The 19,364-nt window shown below is 43.8% G+C and carries 20 protein-coding genes; 12 read left to right on the top strand and 8 right to left on the bottom strand.

Annotated elements, in window-relative coordinates:
- Nucleotides 1–68: 68 nt before the first annotated feature.
- From dcuC to HCZ42_RS02970, 3 genes are all read right to left on the bottom strand, one after another.
- Nucleotides 69–1,436 (bottom strand): anaerobic C4-dicarboxylate transporter DcuC, encoded by a 1,368-nt coding sequence (dcuC, locus tag HCZ42_RS02980; RefSeq protein WP_167419278.1) that lies wholly within the window; start codon nt 1,434–1,436, stop codon nt 69–71.
- Nucleotides 1,437–1,684: 248 nt separating this feature from the next.
- On the bottom strand, nt 1,685–2,476 hold the full coding sequence (locus HCZ42_RS02975; RefSeq protein ID WP_167419277.1) for an EAL domain-containing protein: 792 nt from the start codon (nt 2,474–2,476) through the stop codon (nt 1,685–1,687).
- A gap of 215 nt (nt 2,477–2,691) precedes the next feature.
- Complete coding sequence (locus HCZ42_RS02970) at nt 2,692–3,480, bottom strand: lipase family protein (RefSeq protein ID WP_368484164.1); 789 nt, start codon at nt 3,478–3,480, stop codon at nt 2,692–2,694.
- A gap of 413 nt (nt 3,481–3,893) precedes the next feature.
- Here HCZ42_RS02970 and HCZ42_RS02965 point away from each other — a divergent pair, with 413 nt between their 5' ends.
- Complete coding sequence (locus HCZ42_RS02965; RefSeq protein ID WP_167419275.1) at nt 3,894–4,460, top strand: pyridoxamine 5'-phosphate oxidase family protein; 567 nt, start codon at nt 3,894–3,896, stop codon at nt 4,458–4,460.
- Nucleotides 4,461–4,490: 30 nt separating this feature from the next.
- Here the strand turns inward: HCZ42_RS02965 and HCZ42_RS02960 are convergent, their stop codons facing one another.
- Entirely contained in the window at nt 4,491–5,126 is a 636-nt protein-coding gene (locus HCZ42_RS02960; RefSeq protein WP_167419425.1) for a hypothetical protein, read from the bottom strand.
- 102 nt (nt 5,127–5,228) lie between these two features.
- Here HCZ42_RS02960 and HCZ42_RS02955 point away from each other — a divergent pair, with 102 nt between their 5' ends.
- From HCZ42_RS02955 to HCZ42_RS02945, 3 genes are all read left to right on the top strand, one after another.
- Complete coding sequence (locus tag HCZ42_RS02955) at nt 5,229–5,477, top strand: DUF2164 domain-containing protein (RefSeq protein WP_167419274.1); 249 nt, start codon at nt 5,229–5,231, stop codon at nt 5,475–5,477.
- A 153-nt stretch (nt 5,478–5,630) separates the two neighbouring features.
- A complete protein-coding gene (locus HCZ42_RS02950) occupies nt 5,631–6,170 on the top strand; it encodes a cytochrome b (RefSeq protein ID WP_167419273.1) in 540 nt (179 codons plus the stop codon).
- Complete coding sequence (locus HCZ42_RS02945; RefSeq protein ID WP_167419272.1) at nt 6,167–6,730, top strand: YceI family protein; 564 nt, start codon at nt 6,167–6,169, stop codon at nt 6,728–6,730. Before HCZ42_RS02950 ends, HCZ42_RS02945 begins: the two co-directional genes overlap by 4 nt.
- A gap of 118 nt (nt 6,731–6,848) precedes the next feature.
- Here HCZ42_RS02945 and focA read toward each other — a convergent pair whose 3' ends face one another.
- Entirely contained in the window at nt 6,849–8,297 is a 1,449-nt protein-coding gene (gene focA / locus HCZ42_RS02940) for a formate transporter FocA (protein ID WP_167419271.1), read from the bottom strand.
- Between the two features lie 253 nt (nt 8,298–8,550).
- Between focA and HCZ42_RS02935 the strand changes: the two genes are divergently transcribed.
- The gene (locus HCZ42_RS02935; protein ID WP_167419270.1) at nt 8,551–9,456 is read left to right on the top strand and encodes a LysR substrate-binding domain-containing protein; all 906 of its coding nucleotides are present in this window, start codon (nt 8,551–8,553) and stop codon (nt 9,454–9,456) included.
- A 183-nt stretch (nt 9,457–9,639) separates the two neighbouring features.
- Complete coding sequence (locus tag HCZ42_RS02930) at nt 9,640–10,125, top strand: DUF1097 domain-containing protein (RefSeq protein ID WP_167419269.1); 486 nt, start codon at nt 9,640–9,642, stop codon at nt 10,123–10,125.
- A gap of 69 nt (nt 10,126–10,194) precedes the next feature.
- Here the strand turns inward: HCZ42_RS02930 and HCZ42_RS02925 are convergent, their stop codons facing one another.
- Nucleotides 10,195–11,826, bottom strand: a complete 1,632-nt coding sequence (locus HCZ42_RS02925) for an ATP-dependent endonuclease (RefSeq protein ID WP_167419268.1) — start codon at nt 11,824–11,826, stop codon at nt 10,195–10,197.
- A 230-nt stretch (nt 11,827–12,056) separates the two neighbouring features.
- Between HCZ42_RS02925 and HCZ42_RS02920 the strand changes: the two genes are divergently transcribed.
- The 3 genes from HCZ42_RS02920 (at nt 12,057) to HCZ42_RS02910 (ending at nt 15,656) form a co-directional block, all read left to right on the top strand.
- Complete coding sequence (locus tag HCZ42_RS02920; protein WP_167419267.1) at nt 12,057–13,823, top strand: bifunctional metallophosphatase/5'-nucleotidase; 1,767 nt, start codon at nt 12,057–12,059, stop codon at nt 13,821–13,823.
- Nucleotides 13,824–14,221: 398 nt separating this feature from the next.
- Nucleotides 14,222–15,190, top strand: coding sequence for a TerC/Alx family metal homeostasis membrane protein (locus HCZ42_RS02915; protein ID WP_167419266.1), 969 nt, complete (start codon nt 14,222–14,224; stop codon nt 15,188–15,190).
- 277 nt (nt 15,191–15,467) lie between these two features.
- Complete coding sequence (locus HCZ42_RS02910; protein ID WP_053407670.1) at nt 15,468–15,656, top strand: hypothetical protein; 189 nt, start codon at nt 15,468–15,470, stop codon at nt 15,654–15,656.
- A 162-nt stretch (nt 15,657–15,818) separates the two neighbouring features.
- On the opposite strand, the gene HCZ42_RS02905 is transcribed toward HCZ42_RS02910, so the two are convergent.
- Nucleotides 15,819–16,376: a PhnA domain-containing protein gene (locus HCZ42_RS02905; RefSeq protein ID WP_167419265.1), complete on the bottom strand. Its 558-nt coding sequence runs from the start codon at nt 16,374–16,376 to the stop codon at nt 15,819–15,821.
- A gap of 261 nt (nt 16,377–16,637) precedes the next feature.
- Between HCZ42_RS02905 and HCZ42_RS02900 the strand changes: the two genes are divergently transcribed.
- Entirely contained in the window at nt 16,638–17,720 is a 1,083-nt protein-coding gene (locus HCZ42_RS02900; protein WP_167419264.1) for a site-2 protease family protein, read from the top strand.
- A 36-nt stretch (nt 17,721–17,756) separates the two neighbouring features.
- Here the strand turns inward: HCZ42_RS02900 and HCZ42_RS02895 are convergent, their stop codons facing one another.
- Entirely contained in the window at nt 17,757–18,545 is a 789-nt protein-coding gene (locus HCZ42_RS02895) for a M48 family metallopeptidase (RefSeq protein ID WP_167419263.1), read from the bottom strand.
- Nucleotides 18,546–18,629: 84 nt separating this feature from the next.
- Here HCZ42_RS02895 and HCZ42_RS02890 point away from each other — a divergent pair, with 84 nt between their 5' ends.
- Complete coding sequence (locus HCZ42_RS02890; RefSeq protein WP_167419262.1) at nt 18,630–19,082, top strand: hotdog fold thioesterase; 453 nt, start codon at nt 18,630–18,632, stop codon at nt 19,080–19,082.
- Complete coding sequence (locus tag HCZ42_RS02885) at nt 19,082–19,315, top strand: DUF3389 domain-containing protein (protein ID WP_167419261.1); 234 nt, start codon at nt 19,082–19,084, stop codon at nt 19,313–19,315. Before HCZ42_RS02890 ends, HCZ42_RS02885 begins: the two co-directional genes overlap by 1 nt.
- Nucleotides 19,316–19,364 lie beyond the last annotated feature (49 nt).

Below are 19,364 nucleotides of genomic sequence, written 5' to 3'. Positions count from 1 at the left end.
CTCAGAAAACAATAAACAGCACACAATAAAAAAGGGCGCACGTTGCGCCCTTTCTGTTTCGCGGTCGATTACGCTGTCATTGGTACCAGTACCAGTGTACCGAAGATAACGGTAATCAAGCCACAAAGTACGGGAACTGATGTACGCTTAACCACTTCAAATGGGCTGATCTTAGCCATACCAGACGTTGCCACAATCACACCAGATACCGGTGATACTGTACGGCCAAGGTTAGATGCTTGAAGCATTGGGATGATTAGGAACGCAGGGTTTAATCCCATTTTCGCAGCCAACGAAGGCGCCAGTTCAACGAACGCGTAGAATGGTGCGTTACCTGAGCCCGTCGCAATTGCTGCTGCAACCGTTAAGCCCGTTAGGATAAGCATCAGAGCAATACCGCCTGCGCCTGCTGTTTCCGCTAAATGCAGTAGGTTATCAATCGCGCCGATAGACATCAGACCTTGAGCAAATACACCTGCCGCAACCAATAGCATTACCACGCCTTTAAATGCGTCAGCCATACCCGCGTAGCAAGATTCTAGGTCTTCCAGTGTCTCTTTACCTTTAAAGCGTTTAGTCACGAAATCCACTAGTGCGCCTAGTACAATAGACAGTACAACGATGGTGTAGATATCTAGTGAAAGGCCAGGAATAGTACGGCCGTTAAATAGGAAAACACCGATGATTGGAAGGAAAGGTAGAACCGCGTAGTACGCAGGCGCTTTTACTTCAATCTCTGAAACGTCGATGCGTTCCATTGGAGAGTTTTCTTTCTTATCTAGGTACTTATTCCAGAAGAATGCCGCCGCAGACATCACAACGATTGCGCAGATTGATACAGGCAGTACGGTTTGAACGGCGAAAACGTCGAGCGCCATACCTGATTTTTCAGCAGCGATTACCACGTCGCCAGAAGTTGGAGACAGAATGATTGCCGCTGGTGAAGCACACACAGCAACAGCAGCAGGGCGAGAGATACCCATTGCAGTCATCATTGGGAACAAGGTTGCCATCAAAAGTACGCCTAGACCTGTTGCCGAGCTAACTGCCAAAGACATCAAACATGCAACGATGTATGCCGCAACTAGTAGTACGTATGGCGATTTAATCACGGAAAGGGGTTTAGAAAACTGTTTAACTACAACATTGTTAGCGCCGATATGTGTCATGTACGAAGCAAAACCACATAGCAACATGATCTGCATACCCAAGCCGCCGCCACGGTACTGAAGCATGTATTTCACGTACTCAAGGGAGTCAGTCACCATGTTACCTGTTGACGCGACTTTTGAAGGTAGGACGGTGTGACCGAGAATACCGGTCAAAATTAATAGAATCAGACCCGCGGTCAACAGCACACCAGCGGGTTTATAACCCTTAACGATAAAATAGCCGACAGCAATGGTGACGGCCAAACCAATGAATAGCTCAAGCATATAAAGTCCTAAAAGTTACATTTCGTAAAAAGTATTTCAAAGTATGAAAAGGAATTTACAAAAAATGGTCTTGTAGCACGAGTGCTAAATTAGCTTCTGCTGATCTAGAGCAATAAATTAGTTTAAATAAGAAATGTGGTTATAAATGTTGAATTTTAATCACGAAGTGGATGTTAATAATATGTCGACAGGTGTTTACGGAACTGCTAACTGGGAGCAGTAGAAGTGAGCACAACCAAAGGATTACGCTAGTTGATATATGCAACATCTACAGAGAGTGGAGTAGGCATCGCAAAGTAAAATCCTTGGTACATATCGATATCGAGATGCTGGATCGCCCTAAGCTGTTTCTCGGTCTCCAAACCTTCGATAACAGTTTTTGCCCCGATGCTTTTAGCGAGGTCAATTGCGAATTTTAGAGGTTTAGTAATCCCATCGCAGTATTCCAGTAACATCGAGCGATCAAACTTAATGATATTCGGCGTGATGTCTTTAACGCGCTCAATCGTTGAGGCATTGACACCAAAGTCATCAACAGCAATTTTGAAACCGTGTTGCTTGAACTGGTGCATAACGCGGTTGAGAACCTCAGGGTTTTGCGTATCTAACTCGATGAGCTCGAGAACGATTTGAGAGTGTGTGAGTTTTAACTCTTCCACTCGACGAACAAGTAAACCGCTTTTAATATCACCCATTGCCAATTTCTCTGCTGCAATAGGCAGTACATTCAAAAACAATGTCTTGTCTCTAAGCACTGAGCGGGCGAAGTTGCGCATGTGAATAACGCGGCTTAGACGTTCGACATTCACTTTGTCATTGTCACTCACTTCAGTAGAGCCAAAAAATAGGTCTGGGCGGATAGGTTGTTGATTACTATCGAATATACGTACTAGCGCTTCAACACCGACGATACTTTGTTGAGTATCGTGTATGGGTTGAAATACGCTGTTCAACGTGAGGCCATTGTAGACGGCAATGTACTGCTGTTGGTCGTTGATGGACAGACAACTTTCAAACTGACTTTGGGTATTGAGAATCATCTTAGTTGGTACACCTTCCTGAAAATTTGGGAACCCAATTTGATAATTATATGAATCAACTGATGTGTTCACATAAGATACGTAAATGGCCTAGGGCATATTTGGTGTAGGAGTTGTTATATTTCAACTATCTACTGCAATGTGTTTTATAGAGTAATTTAAGAATGCCTTAGATCTAAGGAATATTTTCTGAAGTAATGTCCCATAATTGTCATTTAGCGTTCATCAAAAAAATCTTTATTTCTAATGTATTTCTCCATCAAATGATACGAGAAAGGCCTCATCAACCATGAAGCTAATGATCGCCCTAGACGAATAAGAGTAGGAGTGTTTTCATATATTCGTCCATTGTATAGCCAAAGCATTTTTCCTGTATGTAGGTACAATCCTGCAAGAGGGGGCAAAAATGTGACGATGTCGAGGTCACAGCATATTCGAAAGGTTTTATGCGCCAGTTGATAGTGTTTTCTCAGCGATAAACCGCCAAACGCGGGTTGTCCAAAGGTCACCACGCGTTTGATGGATTTGGGGTATTTATTCTCAAGTGCGTCGGCAAGTACGCAGCCTAGTGCACCACCGGAAGAGTGTCCAGTAAAAGTGATTCTTTTACCTTGTTCAATGTGAGTGAGCAGTATGGTTTGCAAACGCTCATAAACAGAGAGCCCTAAGTGGTCACTCTTATGACTCGGCATACTCTCTTGGGTAAGTAAGTAATGAAAACCGGCGTGAATTGAATAATTTAAGCCAAATTGGTGACATTTTTTCTGCCACATCGCGAGATTGAGTAACCAATCGACAGGGTTATGAGAGCCCTTAATCACAACAATGACTTCATCATTATCATTACTCCAAAGGACTCGAATCATCGGTTTACCATAGCGATTATGGATGACGCGTTGGCCATTGGGGGCGAAACCGTAACGGGTTTGTTTTAACACACGGGAATAAGCCAAATTGCACAGAACGGCATATCTTTCGTATTGATAGCGTTTTAGTTTTTTCACTGAACCGACGGTCATTACTCTTAATTTGAGCGAGTATGTCTCAGTTAAATGAAAGCACTATGACATCCAAGCACCATTTATCTAGGCATAATTTCCACACTCCAGTTAGACATTTGCGCACTATAACTAATTCTATTTTGTATGATTTGATTACTTTATCCTAGATACATAACAACATCTCGCCTGTTTTCACTTGTGCTTAGCACGGCACATAAGAGAATGCTTACTTTCTGATAATGAATATAATTGTTAGTTAAAACTGAAATATTTACGATTTCTTTCAGAAAACGCAGGGGTTTTAATCAGCTCGGTATCAATTTCAATCAAGTTGGCGTTATATAATGAATGCGATCAAGCAGGATACTGGAACGTAGCTTTGTTTGGATAATATATCTTGGCTAAGGAGAGCAACCATGGGCAAAACGTTTGAAGAATTAACTAACAAACAGATTGAGTTTATCGATAAACAAAATATCTATTTTGTTGCGACGGCAGCGGAAAGTGGGAAAGTAAACTTATCCCCGAAAGGTGGTGATTCATTAAGAGTCATTGATTCAAAGAAAATAGCCTGGCTTAACTTAACGGGCAGCGGCAATGAATCTGCTGCGCATGTACTTAGAAATGCTCGCATGACGATCATGTTTTGCGCCTTCGAAGGTGCACCGTTGATTTTACGTGCCTACGGCAATGCGACGGTGTTACACGAAGGTGATTCAGAATGGCAACGCTATGTTGAACTCTTTCCAACGTATACTGGCGCTCGTCAGATCTTCATATTAGATATCGAGTTAGTGCAGGCATCATGCGGTATGTCTGTTCCGTATTTTGCCTATGAAGGTGAACGCGATGATCTCATTAAGTGGGCAGATAAACGCGGACGTGACGGTGTTAAAGAGTATTGGGAAACACGGAATCAAAAGAGCTTAGATGGCTTTGACACTGAAATCGTTGAACGCACTGGGCTTGCATCAACCAAGTAAGCACAAAGCTGATTGGTTTGATTTAATCAATCAGCTGAGTTGTACTACTGAAAATAACTGAATGTACTTTCTTACCATTTGCTGGTCGGTCGCACGTTTAAGCGGATGAGTAAACTTTACGTAGTAGGGACTTAAGTTAAAGTGTTGTTCTAGCGAGAGCGCTAACTGAGACTCACTTTCGTACAGGCTTATTCCTTGCGTGCGGTAGTCATCAATTTCATCGGGCAGTTGTCCCGTCCACCAGTGGAGTAACTCGCGGCTTTGTTTACTGCGGGTAATCCAATGGTCAGTCAGCATTAAAAGTAAATCATTCGGTTGCACAGCGAATCCATATTCTTCTTTCCATTGAGCAATCGTTTTAAGCTGCTTTTTTCGACAAGAAGACCCCGCACTAACAAGATGTGAAGTAAGAATCCAAACCGAACCGATTTCAGAACTTACTCGATAGTGATGTGGGTATTCGGCGCTGCTTATGCTTTCCAGAGGCTTGTATTCGTAGGCGTGGCCAAATTCATTCAACGTGCGCGATAAACGACGAGCAAACGCTAAACCCAAATGGTGTTCGCTCATTCCTCTGTTATGTATGGTTGGGTAGTGCTTTTCGCACAGTTTCATGCAATCTGCCTGAAACTCATTCACACTTTGAATTAGCACATCCAATAACAATCTCATTATCTCCATGACTGCATAAAGCAGGCTTAGGTTATCATGCTAGTGTAAAGTTCAGTTACACTTAATTGCCGAAAATTCACGTAGAGTTAATGGTTTATGTCCAAGATTGAATTTACATCACAACAAAAACAAGCGATGTCCAACGCGTTAAAGGGCTATTTAGAAGACGAATTAGACGTTGAAATTGGTCAATTTGACGCAGATTTTCTGCTTGATTTCATCGTCGATAAATTTGCCCCCGCCTTTTATAACAAGGGATTGAGCGACGCTCAAATTGTTATGCAACGTAAAATGATGGATATTGCAGATGAATTGTATGAGATAGAACAGATTAGTGATTTTTAGCTTCTTATATAAGTTCCTTCGAAAATTTTGAACGACTTCATCAGGTTGCGGCAGTGTCACCCTTGTAAAGATTGGTAAATAATCTGTTAAACCTATGGGGTGTTAGGTATTCTTTAGTGATAAGAAGAATCATTTATTTGTGGAAAGCTTGCGATGAAACCTGAAGTAAAAAACTATAACCCTATTGCTCGAGCGATACATTGGTTATCTGCTGTTGTTGTAATAGGTATGTTTGGTGTTGGATTGTGGATGGTGGACTTGTCCTACTACAGCGAATGGTATCGCACCGCACCTCATTGGCATAAGTCTATAGGAATTCTATTAGCTATTCTGACCGTGTTCAGAATAGTGTGGAAACATGTGACGCCGTCACCAAAGATTGAAGGCCAACCTTACGAAGTAACTGGCGCTAAGATTGCACACATTTTGATGTATCTACTTTTAGTTGCTCTGTTTGTATCTGGTTACCTGATCTCAACGGAAGATGGTCGTGGAATTGATGTATTTACGTGGTTTACCGTACCGGGGGCAGGCGCTTTCTTTGAGGGCCAAGCTGACTTAGCGGGTGAAATACATTTCTACGTTGCATGGGCATTGATTTTAATTGCGGCAGCACATGCATTGGCTGCGTTAAAACACCACTTTATTAATAAAGACAACACGCTACGCAAAATGATAGGAGCTTCAAAATGAAAAAGACGTTAATTGGACTAGCATTGGCAATGACACTGCCATTTGGTGCAAGCGCAGCGGATTACGTGATTGATACAAAAGGTGCACACGCATCGGTTAACTTTAAAGTAAGCCACTTAGGTTACAGCTTTATCAAAGGTCGCTTTAACAAATTTGATGGTGAGTTTTCTTACGATCCTGCAAACGTTGAGGCTTCTAAAGTGACAGTAAATGTAGACACTACAAGCTTAGACTCAAACCATGCAGAGCGTGACAAGCACATTCGTAGCTCAGATTTTATTGATGCATCTAAGTACTCTAAAGCAACGTTTACCAGCACTAAAGTTGTAGATAAAGGTGACGGTAAACTTGAAGTGATGGGTGATTTGAACCTACACGGCGTGACTAAGCCAGTGACTATCGATGCTGAGTTCATCGGTGCTGGTCAAGACCCTTGGGGTGGTCAACGTGCTGGTTTCTACGGTACAACTCGTCTAGAGCTTGCTGACTTCAACATCGCAGTCATGGGTTCATCTAGCTATGTTGATATGGAACTACACGTAGAAGGCGTGCAAAAGTAACACAAGTTACTGCTAAATATAGAGAAGCCCTCAACAGATGTTGAGGGCTTTTTTGATCAAGCGACTTATTTCCTGACCAAATTCTGAGTGAAACACTACGTCGGTCGTTGAGTGCGGTTTACGCTGTTTCTAGTGCTTTTTCTTCAACCAAAGACACACGTTCGCCGTAAACCGTTCTTAGTGCCGCTAATACGTTTTCACGAGTCACAATCCCAACCAATTTGCCGTTATCTAGCACTGGAAGTACATGTGGTTTGCTAACGCGCATTGATTTAGCTCTTTCTTCTAAAGATAGAGTGCTGAAGCGTGTTGCGATGCCAACGCTGGTTGTTGGGTAGAGCTGGTCTTTATCGATGCATAAGAACTCAGCGACGTCGATAAGCTTATCTGCGACATCGATCGCCACCACGTCACGAGACATTAAGTCGACCACTTTCTGTCCTGCTACTGGCAAGTAATCTTGGCACCACAAATCGACCATCACGTCGTGAGCCGAGAAGAAACCCACCAAGCGACCTTCCACGTCAACGACGGGGGCGCTGATGATGTGATTGTCTAGCAATGTATCAATCGCAGCAGGAGTATGAACGTCTGCACTTAGAGTGATTGGATTTGGGTTCATGATGTCTTGAACAAGAATGTTAGTGCTCATAGTGGTTTCCTTAACTGACGCTAATTTTGTAGTCGTAGTGATCGTTGAAAGTGATGCTGCTTTAAGTTGTGGACGGCGGTAGATGCTCCAGTTAGCCAAGCCAACCAGTACTGAGCCTCCGACGATGTTTCCTAGCGTTACCGGTATTAAGTTAGCGGTAACAAATTGCGTAATATTGAGGTCAGCGTATTGCGCTTGGGTGACGCCAACCTGACTCCAAAAGCTTTCAGGTGCAAAGGTCTGAATGACGATACCTAGTGGCACCATGAACATGTTTGCTACGCAGTGTTCAAATCCACTGGATACGAACATCGCAACGGGTAGGATGGTCATTACCGCTTTGGTCATTGCATTTGCGCTGCTGAAAGTTAGCCAAATAGCTAGACAAACCAAAAGGTTACATAAAATGCCCAAAGCAAACGCTTGAATGACAGAGTGGTGGAGCTTGTGCTGTGCAATATTCAGCGCGTTAAGACCCCATTGCCCGTTATCCATTTGGTATAAACCTGCAGCGGTGACAATGGCCAGCAATAACATCGCGCCAATAAAGTTACCAACGTAAACTTTGCCCCATGTTTTGAGCATTTTGCCGAAAGTGATCTGCTTGTTTGCCCAGGCAATACTGGTTAACACGGAGCTTGTAAACAGCTCGCCACCGCATATAACGATGAGAATTAAGCCCATACTGAATGCTAAGCCACCTGCAAATCGGCTTAATCCCCATCCAGCGTTTGCGCTGCCAGTTGTAACGGTAATGTAGAAAAGAAAAGCTAGGCCAATGAATGCGCCAGCCATTACAGCAAGGCTTAAAGTCATCGAGCTTGTTTTCTTCGCTTTACTAAGCGCAAACTTTTCTGCTTCAGCCATCATTTCCATTGGTGAGAAATATTGAATGTTCGCTTGAGCCTGAGTCATAAATGCTCCCGGGTCTGAAAATGCATAGTTACCTCCTTATGTTTGCAAGAAGAAATCCCTCGTTGCCAATCCAGATTAGGGCGCGTGTTGCTACAGGTAAAATTGATAATTTTTAAAAACCTTATCAAAAATATTGATATAACAATGTCACTCGTTAAAATGAAACGGTTTGCGTATTTGTCGGTTATATTCGAAACATTCGACAACAAGTCCCAAGAAGAAAAATAAGTCCGAAAACAAGGATTGAAGTGGAATGAGATACTCACTAAAACAATTAGCTGTATTCGACGCAGTGGCGGATACAGGCAGTGTTAGCTTGGCGGCGGATAAACTGGCGTTGACTCAATCAGCAACCAGTATGTCGTTGGCACAATTAGAAAAAATGTTGGGTCGACCGTTATTTGAGAGACAAGGTAAGCAGATGGCGCTTACCCATTGGGGGATGTGGCTCAGGCCAAAAGCGAAACGTCTGTTACAAGACGCTCAACAGATCGAAATGGGGTTCTACGAGCAGCATTTATTAAGTGGTAACGTAAAGCTTGGCGCTAGCCAAACACCAGCTGAACATTTAGTTCCAGACCTTATCAGTATTATTGATAATTCATTTCCAGAATTGCGTATTCTGCTGAATGTAAAAAGTACCGATAGTGTCATTCAGGGCGTGCTTGATTACAAATACGACCTCGGCATTATCGAAGGGCGTTGTGACGATAACCGAATCGAACAAGAGGTCTGGTGTCGTGACCATTTAACGGTGGTTGCTGCAGCTCACCACCCGTTTGCAAAGCACAATACGGTTAGTCTCGCGCAGCTTGAGCAAGCGCGCTGGGTGTTGAGAGAGCACGGCAGTGGCACTCGCAAGATTTTTGATAGCTCCATTCATCATTTAATAGAAGACCTAGATGTGTGGCGAGAATACGAGCACGTACCTGTGATCAGGAGCATGGTTGCCAATGGTCAGTATCTCACTTGCTTGCCGTATCTTGATGTAGAAAGGTTTATCGATAGCGGGCAATTGGTGGCGTTGAATGTTCCAGATCTCAATATGGAACGTACGCTGTCATTCATCTGGCGCGCAGACATGGTCGAAAACCCGTTAATCGAATGCATTAAACGAGAAGGGCTACGGATGATGAAAGGTAAGCCAACGGTACTTTGATCACCAATCTAGAAAACCTTCAGTAACTAAATCTGTTGAAACATCGATTGCATCACGTAATTTGTGACTGTTGATGGGGTTTTTGCTTATTTTATGTGATCTGAGTTGTGATCTTTGCTGCGTTTAGCACTATGATGCGTCCTTGTACTTTCGATGTGTATGAATCACATGAGGCGTAACACTATGAGCACACTAGTCGCTATTTCACTCACAACAGGTATTTTGTCCGGTCTTTGGGGATGGATTGCCATCTCACTTGGATTGCTATCTTGGGCAGGATTCTTAGGATGCACAAGTTACTTTGCATCACCTAACAGTGGTTTGAAAGGGCTAGCTGAAAGTTTGATGACCAACATGACTGGTGTGTTCTGGGCAATGGTGATCATCAAAGCATCGAGTTTCGTTTCTTTGGAAATCATGGGTTACGTTATCACTGCTATCGTTTCTTTCATGATGTGTATTCAAGCTAAGAAAGCGTGGCTTGGCTACATTCCTGGTACTTTCATCGGCTGTTGTGCAACTTTTGCTGCCGATGGTAACTGGCAACTTGTTATCCCTTCATTAATCTTGGGTGGCGTGTTCGGTTACACGATGAAAGCAAGTGGTTTATGGCTACATCAAAAGTCAAATCAAACGCAATCAAGTAGTGAGCTTCCTACTCGTACTTAATTGTGAACCCCCGATTGATTTGTATCTGTTTGATACGCGGCATTGACGTTGATGGTCAATGCCGCTTTTTTATGTGTTGCCATTAGCCATGGTAACGACGCGTTTGAGTGTCCAACGTAGTAGGATTGGAATACAATCCATGCCTTTTGTCTCACAGTGAGATACGATCGCGAGTGCTAGGTCTGGCTTAGCAAACTTTTTAAGTACACGAGCGACGACTTTTTTCGCCGGAATTGGGTGCTCGAGTGGGACTTTAACCATATCTTTAAAGAAAGGTTCAAAACCGTGGTTATACAGAAAGTGCTCAATATCGTGATCAGGCAGCTCAGTCAATCGATGACGCTCTTGATCGTGTCCTAGCTGACCTCTTACTGTGGTTGCGTATTTCTTCCCTGCAGCATCGCCATCGGTCACTACGTGCCAGTCAATGCCAAAAGCTTTGGCTACTTTGATTAACGATTTCAGTCCTGATTGGGCAAACTCAATTATTTGAACACCTTCTGCGGCAAGGTTATATCCACACTGGTTGGCCAACTCATTGAACAACCACACTTCGGTTTCACCTTCTACGAGTAGCCAACAACGGGCAAATAGAGCGCCAGAACGGTGGAAGCGAATATGGAACCCAATTCTTCTAAGCTCATCACGACTGAACTTTTGCGATGGTAGATAAGTCGTAATTGTACGGTCAGATTGACGCACTAAACGACGCACGGAGTTTAACGGTACTTGACTTAACAAGTGTCCACTGTTGGTCGTAAGTATTTTCTGCATCGGTAGCAGTTGCAACAAACTCCAGGCGCGGGCAAGGTGGGTTGGGTGCAAACGTCCTTCAGGATCTTCAATGATCAAAATAGGGCGTGCGCAACGACGAAGCTTATTCGGACCTTTGGCCTGCAAATAGGCATTCAGTAACCCCATAAACAGCAAGCGAGTCTGTTTGTCGTTGGTTTCGGCAAATACCTGAGACAAGCTCTTGTTGCTTGAAGCGCTGTTGTAAAAAATGCCGTCACGCTGTTTACGTGGGTTCTTTCTTGCGCTGGATTTGAATGAAAAATAGTGATCCACCAGCGTCACCATCGAGTTTAGGCTGCTCTTCATTTCTCCTTTGTTTACGTGTCCCGGAACGGCCATTAAACGGCGGCAGGTATTGTTGATGCGTTTCTCAATGCGAGTATTGGCCGAGTTGTCATCGATAAACGGGCGGTCGAAACGCCTAGAATCCTTCAAGCGAATGACAGGGTGCAAGCTGATCAACTCTTGTGCCAGCTTCTCCGAGTGATGCAATCTGAGTGGGTTTCCGTCTTTATCGAGAAATGTGTAGTGGGTTTCTATATCGTAATCGGTTCGAGTTGCGCTTAAGCGATAAATAATGCGGCTAACGTTTTGGTCATCTTTGGTCCAGATAGGTTTAATCCGCCGATATCTGCCCGAATGCATTTCTTGTTTATCGGTAGAAAGAAAACTCAAAACGATTTGAAGGTGTTGGGTTTGCGGATGTGATATCGAGTAATCAACGTGAAAATCTGTCATTTCAAATTGATACGGAATGCCCTCGGCCGGTAACGCGACGGATAGTGCGTCCAACAATGACGATTTACCCCAGGTGTTTTCACCAATCAGGGTAGTGAGTTCGTCGAACGCAATTGACAGTCTTTTGATTCCGCGGAAACCGGAAATTTCGATCCGTTCTAACAGCATATAAAGATTCCAAATGAACTACTTCAATTTTAAGCATAATAGAAAACTCTCGAATAAGCAGAAGGTTACATCACAAACTCATTGTGCTACTCAGGTGTGAAACGCCCAAGCATATGATTTACGTCATGTTCATCTATGTATACAGATTTGGAGTTACAACAATTTTGTGAAATTTAATGAATTTGTCATGCATGATGCGATAGGATGTGCGAATGATGAGAGAAAAAAATATGAAAGATAAAAATAATAAGCCAGTCAAAATCAAACTGGCGCACATTAACGACACACACTCGTACTTCGAGCCAACGTCACTTCAACTGACATTACATGTCCACGATCAAGAATTGACTCCTTACGTCAGTGCGGGCGGTTTTGCACGCATTGCGACCCGCACGAAACAACTCAAGCAGCTCGCACAAAAACAAGGAAGTGAGTTTCTATTTTTACACGCTGGGGATTGTTTCCAAGGCACGCTTTACTTTTCCTTGTTTAAAGGCGAGGCGAATGCCGTGATGCTAAATGAACTTGGCATTGATGCGATGGCACTTGGAAACCACGAACTGGATATGGGCAATTTGCCTGTCGCTCAGTTTGCGAAACGAATTAATTTCCCTTTGCTTGCCGGAAACTGGGACTTGTCGAATGAAGATAAGCGCAAAACATGCAAGCTAGGCGATAACCCCAAGGTTTACTCCTACGAGCCAGAGAGACGAGCAGCTCGTTGGATAACGAAAAATGTTGACGGTGAAGAGGTTGCTATCTTCTCTTTAGCGCTCGATAAAATGGCGGACATTTCCAATCCGGATTTTGATACGCCATTTGTCAACGCATTAGCAACCGCGAAATCAACTGTTGCCGCAATTCGCCAGTCCGGGATAAACAAAATTATCTTACTCAGCCATATGGGTTATGAAGCGGACTTAGAGTTTGCAGAAAAAGTCGCTGGTATAGGTGTGATTGTTGGCGGTCATAGCCACAGACTACAAGGTGATTTCAGTGGCCTTGGGTTGACGAAAGACGACCCATACGGTGTACATATTAACGGTACGTATGTTGTGCAAGCGGGCTATCATGCGTTGAGCATGGGGCATTGTGATATTGAGTTCTCTGCCGATGGCGAAGTGATTTCCTTTAACGGAAAGAACGAGCTGTTGCTTGGCCGTCGTATCTTCTTGCATGCTAGCATGAGTGAATCTTGTGATGAAAACCCGTACAAGATTGCACGTGAATACGTCGACCAACACCCGAACGTATTGGTGTGTAAAAAAGACCCAGAACTGCAACAGTTACTGCTCGACAAGTACACCAATCAAGTTAGAAAGTTACAACGTGACATAATTGCCGAAGTGAATAGCAAGCTGCGGCATGTGCGAGTGCCGGACGAACAAGGGGGCAGTGAACTTGCACCTTTAGTCGCGGAGTCGTTTGCTTACCGAATGCGTAAAGATGGTCACCCAGTTGAGTTTGCTATTCATAACGCAGGTGGGGTGCGTAATTCACTCAATGCTGGTGACGTATCGGTCGCGGACATTGCCGGTAAGTTACTGCCGTTTGCAGTACCGATTGGCGTCTACGAACTTCAGGGTAAGGACATTGCCGCATCAATAGAAGGTGCGATTAATAATGCGCTGAACAACGGTGTAGAAGGTACAGGTGATGGATCATATCCGTATACCTATAACTTAAGTTATGACTACAACTACGATGCGCCACTTGGAAAGCGCATTACCAATCTCCAGATCTTTGACTCAGATTTAGGTTGGCAACCCGTTGAAGAATCGCACTTTTATGTTGGTACCTCATCGGCGTATACCATGAAAGGTAAAGAAGGTTATGAAGCGATGACCAACATGAAAGGGGAAGGTATTGTTACCTGTGCTTCTATGGCCGATTGCTTTATTGATTTTCTCAAAGACAACCCAAATATACTCAATCGCCGCGAAGACGATTCAGTACGCCAACACGGCACAAAGATTGCTGGTTCTTCTTCGAAATAACAGTATTTATTGTTATGGGGGAAGTATGGGTAAAGATTGGACAGATATTGCCATGATAGTCAGTTGGATAGGTGCGTGGTCCGCACTGGTCTACTTGATTCCCATCAGTGGCATATAACGAAAAGGAGCAATGTTGCTCCTTTTCTGATTTTTCTATGGACGAAATTACTTAAGAGTAATACGATGCGGATCGTTTGGGGAGTAGTCGCCTCTGGTTTACTTATCGTCATCTCGTTAGATATTCATCTATCCGGTAAGTATAAGTCCTGACACTGTTTTCAGTACTTCGACGAGACCAACGTAATCAATTTGTCTGTGTTCATTTGAACGCAGTCAGTGTTGTTTGCGGCGGGATCGTTCTTATCATTCCTTATCGATCCCTCTGCTTTGGAGGAATTATGACCCTAACTACTTACATTGGTTTTGCTATGCTGACCGTTTCTTTGGTTTTGATCGATATCTGGCAAACCCGAGGCGGAAATATTACGCTCAAAAGGGCGACAGCATGGAGTATCTTCTGGTTTGTACTCGCGTTCGGTTTTGCTGCGACTATCTATCTATATTGGGATTTCTATGCCCCAAACAGCAGTTACAGCGCCGAGAAAGCGACCTTATCGTTCTTAACAGGTTATCTACTCGAGAAGTCACTCAGCGTCGATAACTTATCTGTATTCGCGATTATCTTCGCGCAATACTCAGTACCTGAACATTTGCGTCCTAGAGCGTTGCTATTAGGCGTTATCGGCGCATTGGTGTTGCGTGCGATTCTGATCGCAGTGGGCGCGCAGCTATTGGTTCAATACCATTGGTTGTTGTACATATTTGCCCTGTTTCTGATTTGGACCGGTGTGCATTTAGCGCTTGATAAAGGGCAAGAACAGGTAAGTCCATTACCTGAAAAACTCATCAGAAAGTGGGCGAGCGTAACTGACGACTTCCGTGGCAACGCATTAATGGTTGTACAAAGCGGCCAACGCTTACTGACACCAATGGCAATTGTGATAGGTGTGATTGCTTTTATGGATGTGATGTTCGCTCTGGATTCTATCCCCGCAATTTTTGCAGTTACGCGTGAGCCGTTTCTCGTGTTAGCTGCAAACGTATTTGCGTTGTTGGGCTTGCGTTCACTGTACTTTGTGTTGCAAGGGATGATGGATAAGTTTTTGTATCTGAAACCAGCGCTGTCGTTCATCATGGTGTTTATCGGTATCAAGATGCTACTAGTCGGTTCTGAGTGGGAAATTCCTACATTGGTTTCATTAGCGGTATTGATCCTTACCATGACTGTCGCGGTCATTGCTTCAATACTAAAACAACGTCGAATCACACAAGTCGACACGCTAAGTAGCGATAATCAAACTAATTAAGTTGCGAGTAACAACCCGATTTTGACGTGCTAATTTTGTAAAAAATATGTGACTCAAGATCGGGTTGATTACCTCAAATCAAATTTAATCTCAGTCATTCTGGATAATTAGTCAATAAACTGCGGTTTCAATGAATAATGGCAATTTGGTGTTGTTAATTGATTGTTTCATTAGAAAAAGTAATCTGAATAACCAAATTTTGTCATTTTTTGCACAATTAAATATTGCTTATTATTAGCCCATCGAAACGAATCATGCGATTTATAGAGAGGCAATCATGGCGCAAGTAATGCAAATGGGAGCTATCGAAACTCCTATCTCTATGGATAAAAAAACCTACGCGGTTTCTTTCAAAGGATTGATTGCACACCTACTGGATATTCTTTTCACTGACAATACACCTCGTGCGTACTACGCGAACGATTTGTCTGGTCACATGCAAAAGGATATTGGTCTATATCGTTGATATAAAGACTGATTTTTGAAAAGCGCTAACAATGTTGTTGGCGCTTTTTTTTGCTCTGCTAACCAGCAAGTTGGCAAGAATAGCTAAAACCAAGCGATATACAATACAAACAAAAAGGGCACCATAATAAATGGTGCCCTTTTTGGAAGATAAACGTAAGGATTACTTCTTACGGCAGTACTCAGCGATTACGTACATTGATTGGCCGCCGTTTGCTTTACCAGAAACAAGCTTAGGATCGCTGCCAATGCTGATACCACGGATAACGGTACCTTGTTTAATCACTTGGTTAGTGCCTTTAACAGGTAGGTCTTTGATTACCGTTACGTCGTCACCTTTTTTCAGTTCAACGCCGTTGCAATCGAATGGTTTGTCGTCTGCAGACATACCTTGCATTGCCCAGTTCATTTGCTCTTCTTCCATGTACATCATGTCTAAAGAATCTTGAGCCCAGCTTTCGCTGTTTAGACGAGTAAGCTGACGCCATGCAGTAACTTGTACCGCTGGTACTTGGCTCCACATGCTGTCGTTTAGGCAACGCCAGTGGTTGATGTCCTGCGGGTCCTCGATTTCACCTAGACACTTGTCACAGACCATGATCGCTGTATCAACAGTTACGTGGCTGTGAGGTGGTACTGCGTATGCCGTAAGTGGTGCATCAGCAGCACATAGTTCACATTTAGATTCGCAGCGTTCTAGCATTGTAGCTTCAGAAGACATAAAGGACTCACATATAATAGGGTGTAAATGAAGGTCGCTATTATGCACTTTATCCACAAAAAATAAAGGGGGTAGAGGCTTAAGAACATGATTTCTGGTAACTTAGCGCTTGAGTTTGTCTGCCATTGAACTACGTAACATATTGTATTTTCGTGATTTGTTTTCTCTGAGTGACAATGTCACTAAATAGAGAATTCTTTACCTTAATCGGTACTCTCGGCATAATCTGACACATTGAAATACAAATATTTAGGTTACACCTTGGAACTACTGTCTATTGATTTTTTGGGCAAACCGTTAAGGCTTGAGGCCTCGATGGCGGGTTGGCAGCAACTGTTTTGGAATAATCAGTTGGTTTCGCAACTTGATGCGGATTCAGAGCGCGGCAGAGACTCCGTTCATGAGTTTAAGCTGTTAAATGGAGAAGAAGAGTTACATTGTAAACTCGAGGCGAGCTTAGATTGGCAACCGTTTCTCATTGAATATCGAGCCACGCTTAATGATCAATTGGTTGAACAGGGAAGTCGCAATAGCAAAGATATCGAGCGACAAGTTCCTTTTCAACCGCCTGCAACAGAACGACGCTTTAGCCTTGTCGGACTCGTCTCCCTAGGATTTAAAGCACTCAAGAGCGCTAAGCTGATCAAAGTGGTACTCGCATCGGCGAGCCTTGCGGCGTATTCCTGGTTGTTCTCATTCCAGTTTGCGTTGTCTTTATTGGCATGTTTGATCTTTCATGAGTATGGCCATGTAAAAGCGATGAAGTACTTTGGGATGAAAACCAAAGGCATTTACTTAGTACCATTTTTAGGTGGGCTCGCGCTAAGTGATGAGAAAATCAACACCCGATGGCAAGATGTGGTCATTTCAATCATGGGGCCGATGTTTGGTTTCGTATTGTCTTTACTTCTAACGGTCGCCTACTTAGTAACTGGCGAGATGTTTTTCGCTGGATTAGCGGTGTTTAACGCTTTCCTCAATCTTTTCAACTTGCTGCCAATTTTGCCACTTGATGGTGGGCATGTGTTGAAAAGCATCAGCTTCTCGATGAACAGCGTTGCCGGAATCGTATTGTGCACTTTGGCTGCGCTCGGTGGTGTCGCGCTTAGCTATTCACTCGGTCTGACGCTGTTTGGTTTCTTGTTAGTCATGGGAACATTAGAAATTGTGTTTGAATGGCGAGGACGTCATTACAGTCACTTATTGCCACTCGACCGTTATGGGCAGATTGTATCTGCGGTGTGGTACATCGCGTTGGTAACGGGGTTGATTGGTATCATTTGGTATTTCGCGGGCACTGGCGATCAACTGCTGCGTTTACCGTTACTGATTCTAGGGACATAAAAAAGGGAGCGATGAGCTCCCTTTCTTATTGATGTGCTATGAGCAATTTGGTCGCTGCGTACCGTAATTTGGGAGCTTTCTGATTGTGGCAGAAAGATCTTTAATGCGCGTACTGTGAGAGGGGTGAGTCGATAGCAACTCTGGAGGATTATTTCCACCCGATGCCGCGGCCATGTTTTTCCACAAGTTGATGCTTTCGTTAGGATTGAAACCAGCTTTCGCCATGAGTTCCAAACCAACAACGTCCGCCTCGGACTCCTGAGTACGACCATACGGAAGTAAGACGCCGTATTGGATGCCTAAGCCAAGTGCTGCCATTGTCGCGCTTTGATACTGCGCATATTCAGATGAACCCAATACCACACCGGTGATTTGCAGACCTGTGTTTGCAAGCTGTGTTTGAGACAGTCGCTCGTTGCTGTGATCTGCCAACACGTGCGCAATCTCATGACCAATAACGGTGGCGAGTTGGTCTTGGTTCTTCGCTACTTCGAGCAAACCTGTGTATACGCCAATCTTACCACCCGGGAGAGCGAAGGCGTTGACTTGGTCACTATCAAACACAACCACTTCCCAGTTTGTAAAGCCAGGCTGTGCTGGTACGTATTGAGTCACACTCTTGGCTACGCACTGAACATACGCGTTAACCTTAGCGTCTGTATTTACTTTCTGCTTTTGCTTCATCTGTTCAAAAGATTGAGCGCCTAAACTACTCATGTCTTGATCAGAGAAAAGCAGTAATTGGTTACGACCCGTAGGAGAGGAGCTGCAAGCAGCAATACCGATTGAAGCTGCTACAACTGTCAATTTCAGCCAATTACGCATCGAATTCTCCGTTTCATCCTCGATATTTTTCTCATCATAGCATTAGGTTACAATGCGGTGTACCCGAACATATTGAGAATAACGATGACTATTTGGAAACGATCAATCGACTTAGGACGCTTAAATGCCACTTCTGAAAATACGCTGATAGAACACTTAAACATTATTTATAGTGATTTTGGTGACAATTACATTGAGGCAACCATGCCAGTTTGCCATTTTACTCATCAACCGCTGGGCATGCTTCATGGTGGCGCATCGGTTGTGCTGGCTGAAACATTAGGTTCAGTTGCGGCCAATTTCTGTGTGGACGAAGATTCATATTGCGTCGGCTTAGATATCAACGCCAACCATGTGCGCTCAATGCGCGAGGGCAAAGTGATTGGCCGTGCAACACCAATCCATCTTGGTGTGTCGACGCAAGTTTGGCAGATCAATATTACTGATGAGCGTGAACGTTTGGTTTGTACCAGCCGTTTAACCATCTCTGTACAAAAGAAGCGCAACGCCAAGCAATCACTTAAGGCGACTCAATAATGGTGGTCGAGTTTAAGTTTGGCAAAGTCATTGTCACTCCCCATGAAGTGGTGATTAAACTCAGGGGTGAGCATATGGTAACGCTACAAGCACAGGTTGACGCAGTACAACTGATTGGTCGCGGTGCAAACGTTATTGCGGCAAACGGCAGCGAAACTAAGTGGTCAATCAAACTCGACAATGTTGAGCAATTAACTGAAATTGCGCAGAAAATAGGTTGTAAAGTGGAATAACCTTGAATTCCCCGCTCTAAATAGGGAAACTTAGCAAAATATCCATTTA

Source organism: Vibrio hepatarius (genome assembly GCF_011806575.1).
In the GTDB taxonomy this organism is placed as follows: Bacteria; Pseudomonadota; Gammaproteobacteria; order Enterobacterales; family Vibrionaceae; genus Vibrio; species Vibrio hepatarius_A.
This window is presented reverse-complemented; position numbering and strand designations above follow the sequence as displayed.

Coding starts and splice junctions, on each gene's coding strand:
- HCZ42_RS02955 (WP_167419274.1), top strand. CDS start 5,229: ATGTCCAAGATTGAATTTACATCACAACAAAAACAAGCGATGTCCAAC.
- HCZ42_RS02975 (WP_167419277.1), bottom strand. CDS start 2,476: ATGATTCTCAATACCCAAAGTCAGTTTGAAAGTTGTCTGTCCATCAAC.
- HCZ42_RS02925 (WP_167419268.1), bottom strand. CDS start 11,826: ATGCTGTTAGAACGGATCGAAATTTCCGGTTTCCGCGGAATCAAAAGA.
- HCZ42_RS02895 (WP_167419263.1), bottom strand. CDS start 18,545: ATGCGTAATTGGCTGAAATTGACAGTTGTAGCAGCTTCAATCGGTATT.
- HCZ42_RS02905 (WP_167419265.1), bottom strand. CDS start 16,376: ATGTCTTCTGAAGCTACAATGCTAGAACGCTGCGAATCTAAATGTGAA.
- HCZ42_RS02885 (WP_167419261.1), top strand. CDS start 19,082: ATGGTGGTCGAGTTTAAGTTTGGCAAAGTCATTGTCACTCCCCATGAA.
- HCZ42_RS02935 (WP_167419270.1), top strand. CDS start 8,551: ATGAGATACTCACTAAAACAATTAGCTGTATTCGACGCAGTGGCGGAT.
- HCZ42_RS02965 (WP_167419275.1), top strand. CDS start 3,894: ATGGGCAAAACGTTTGAAGAATTAACTAACAAACAGATTGAGTTTATC.
- HCZ42_RS02945 (WP_167419272.1), top strand. CDS start 6,167: ATGAAAAAGACGTTAATTGGACTAGCATTGGCAATGACACTGCCATTT.
- dcuC (WP_167419278.1), bottom strand. CDS start 1,436: ATGCTTGAGCTATTCATTGGTTTGGCCGTCACCATTGCTGTCGGCTAT.
- focA (WP_167419271.1), bottom strand. CDS start 8,297: ATGACTCAGGCTCAAGCGAACATTCAATATTTCTCACCAATGGAAATG.
- HCZ42_RS02950 (WP_167419273.1), top strand. CDS start 5,631: ATGAAACCTGAAGTAAAAAACTATAACCCTATTGCTCGAGCGATACAT.
- HCZ42_RS02920 (WP_167419267.1), top strand. CDS start 12,057: ATGAAAGATAAAAATAATAAGCCAGTCAAAATCAAACTGGCGCACATT.
- HCZ42_RS02910 (WP_053407670.1), top strand. CDS start 15,468: ATGGCGCAAGTAATGCAAATGGGAGCTATCGAAACTCCTATCTCTATG.
- HCZ42_RS02915 (WP_167419266.1), top strand. CDS start 14,222: ATGACCCTAACTACTTACATTGGTTTTGCTATGCTGACCGTTTCTTTG.
- HCZ42_RS02930 (WP_167419269.1), top strand. CDS start 9,640: ATGAGCACACTAGTCGCTATTTCACTCACAACAGGTATTTTGTCCGGT.
- HCZ42_RS02890 (WP_167419262.1), top strand. CDS start 18,630: ATGACTATTTGGAAACGATCAATCGACTTAGGACGCTTAAATGCCACT.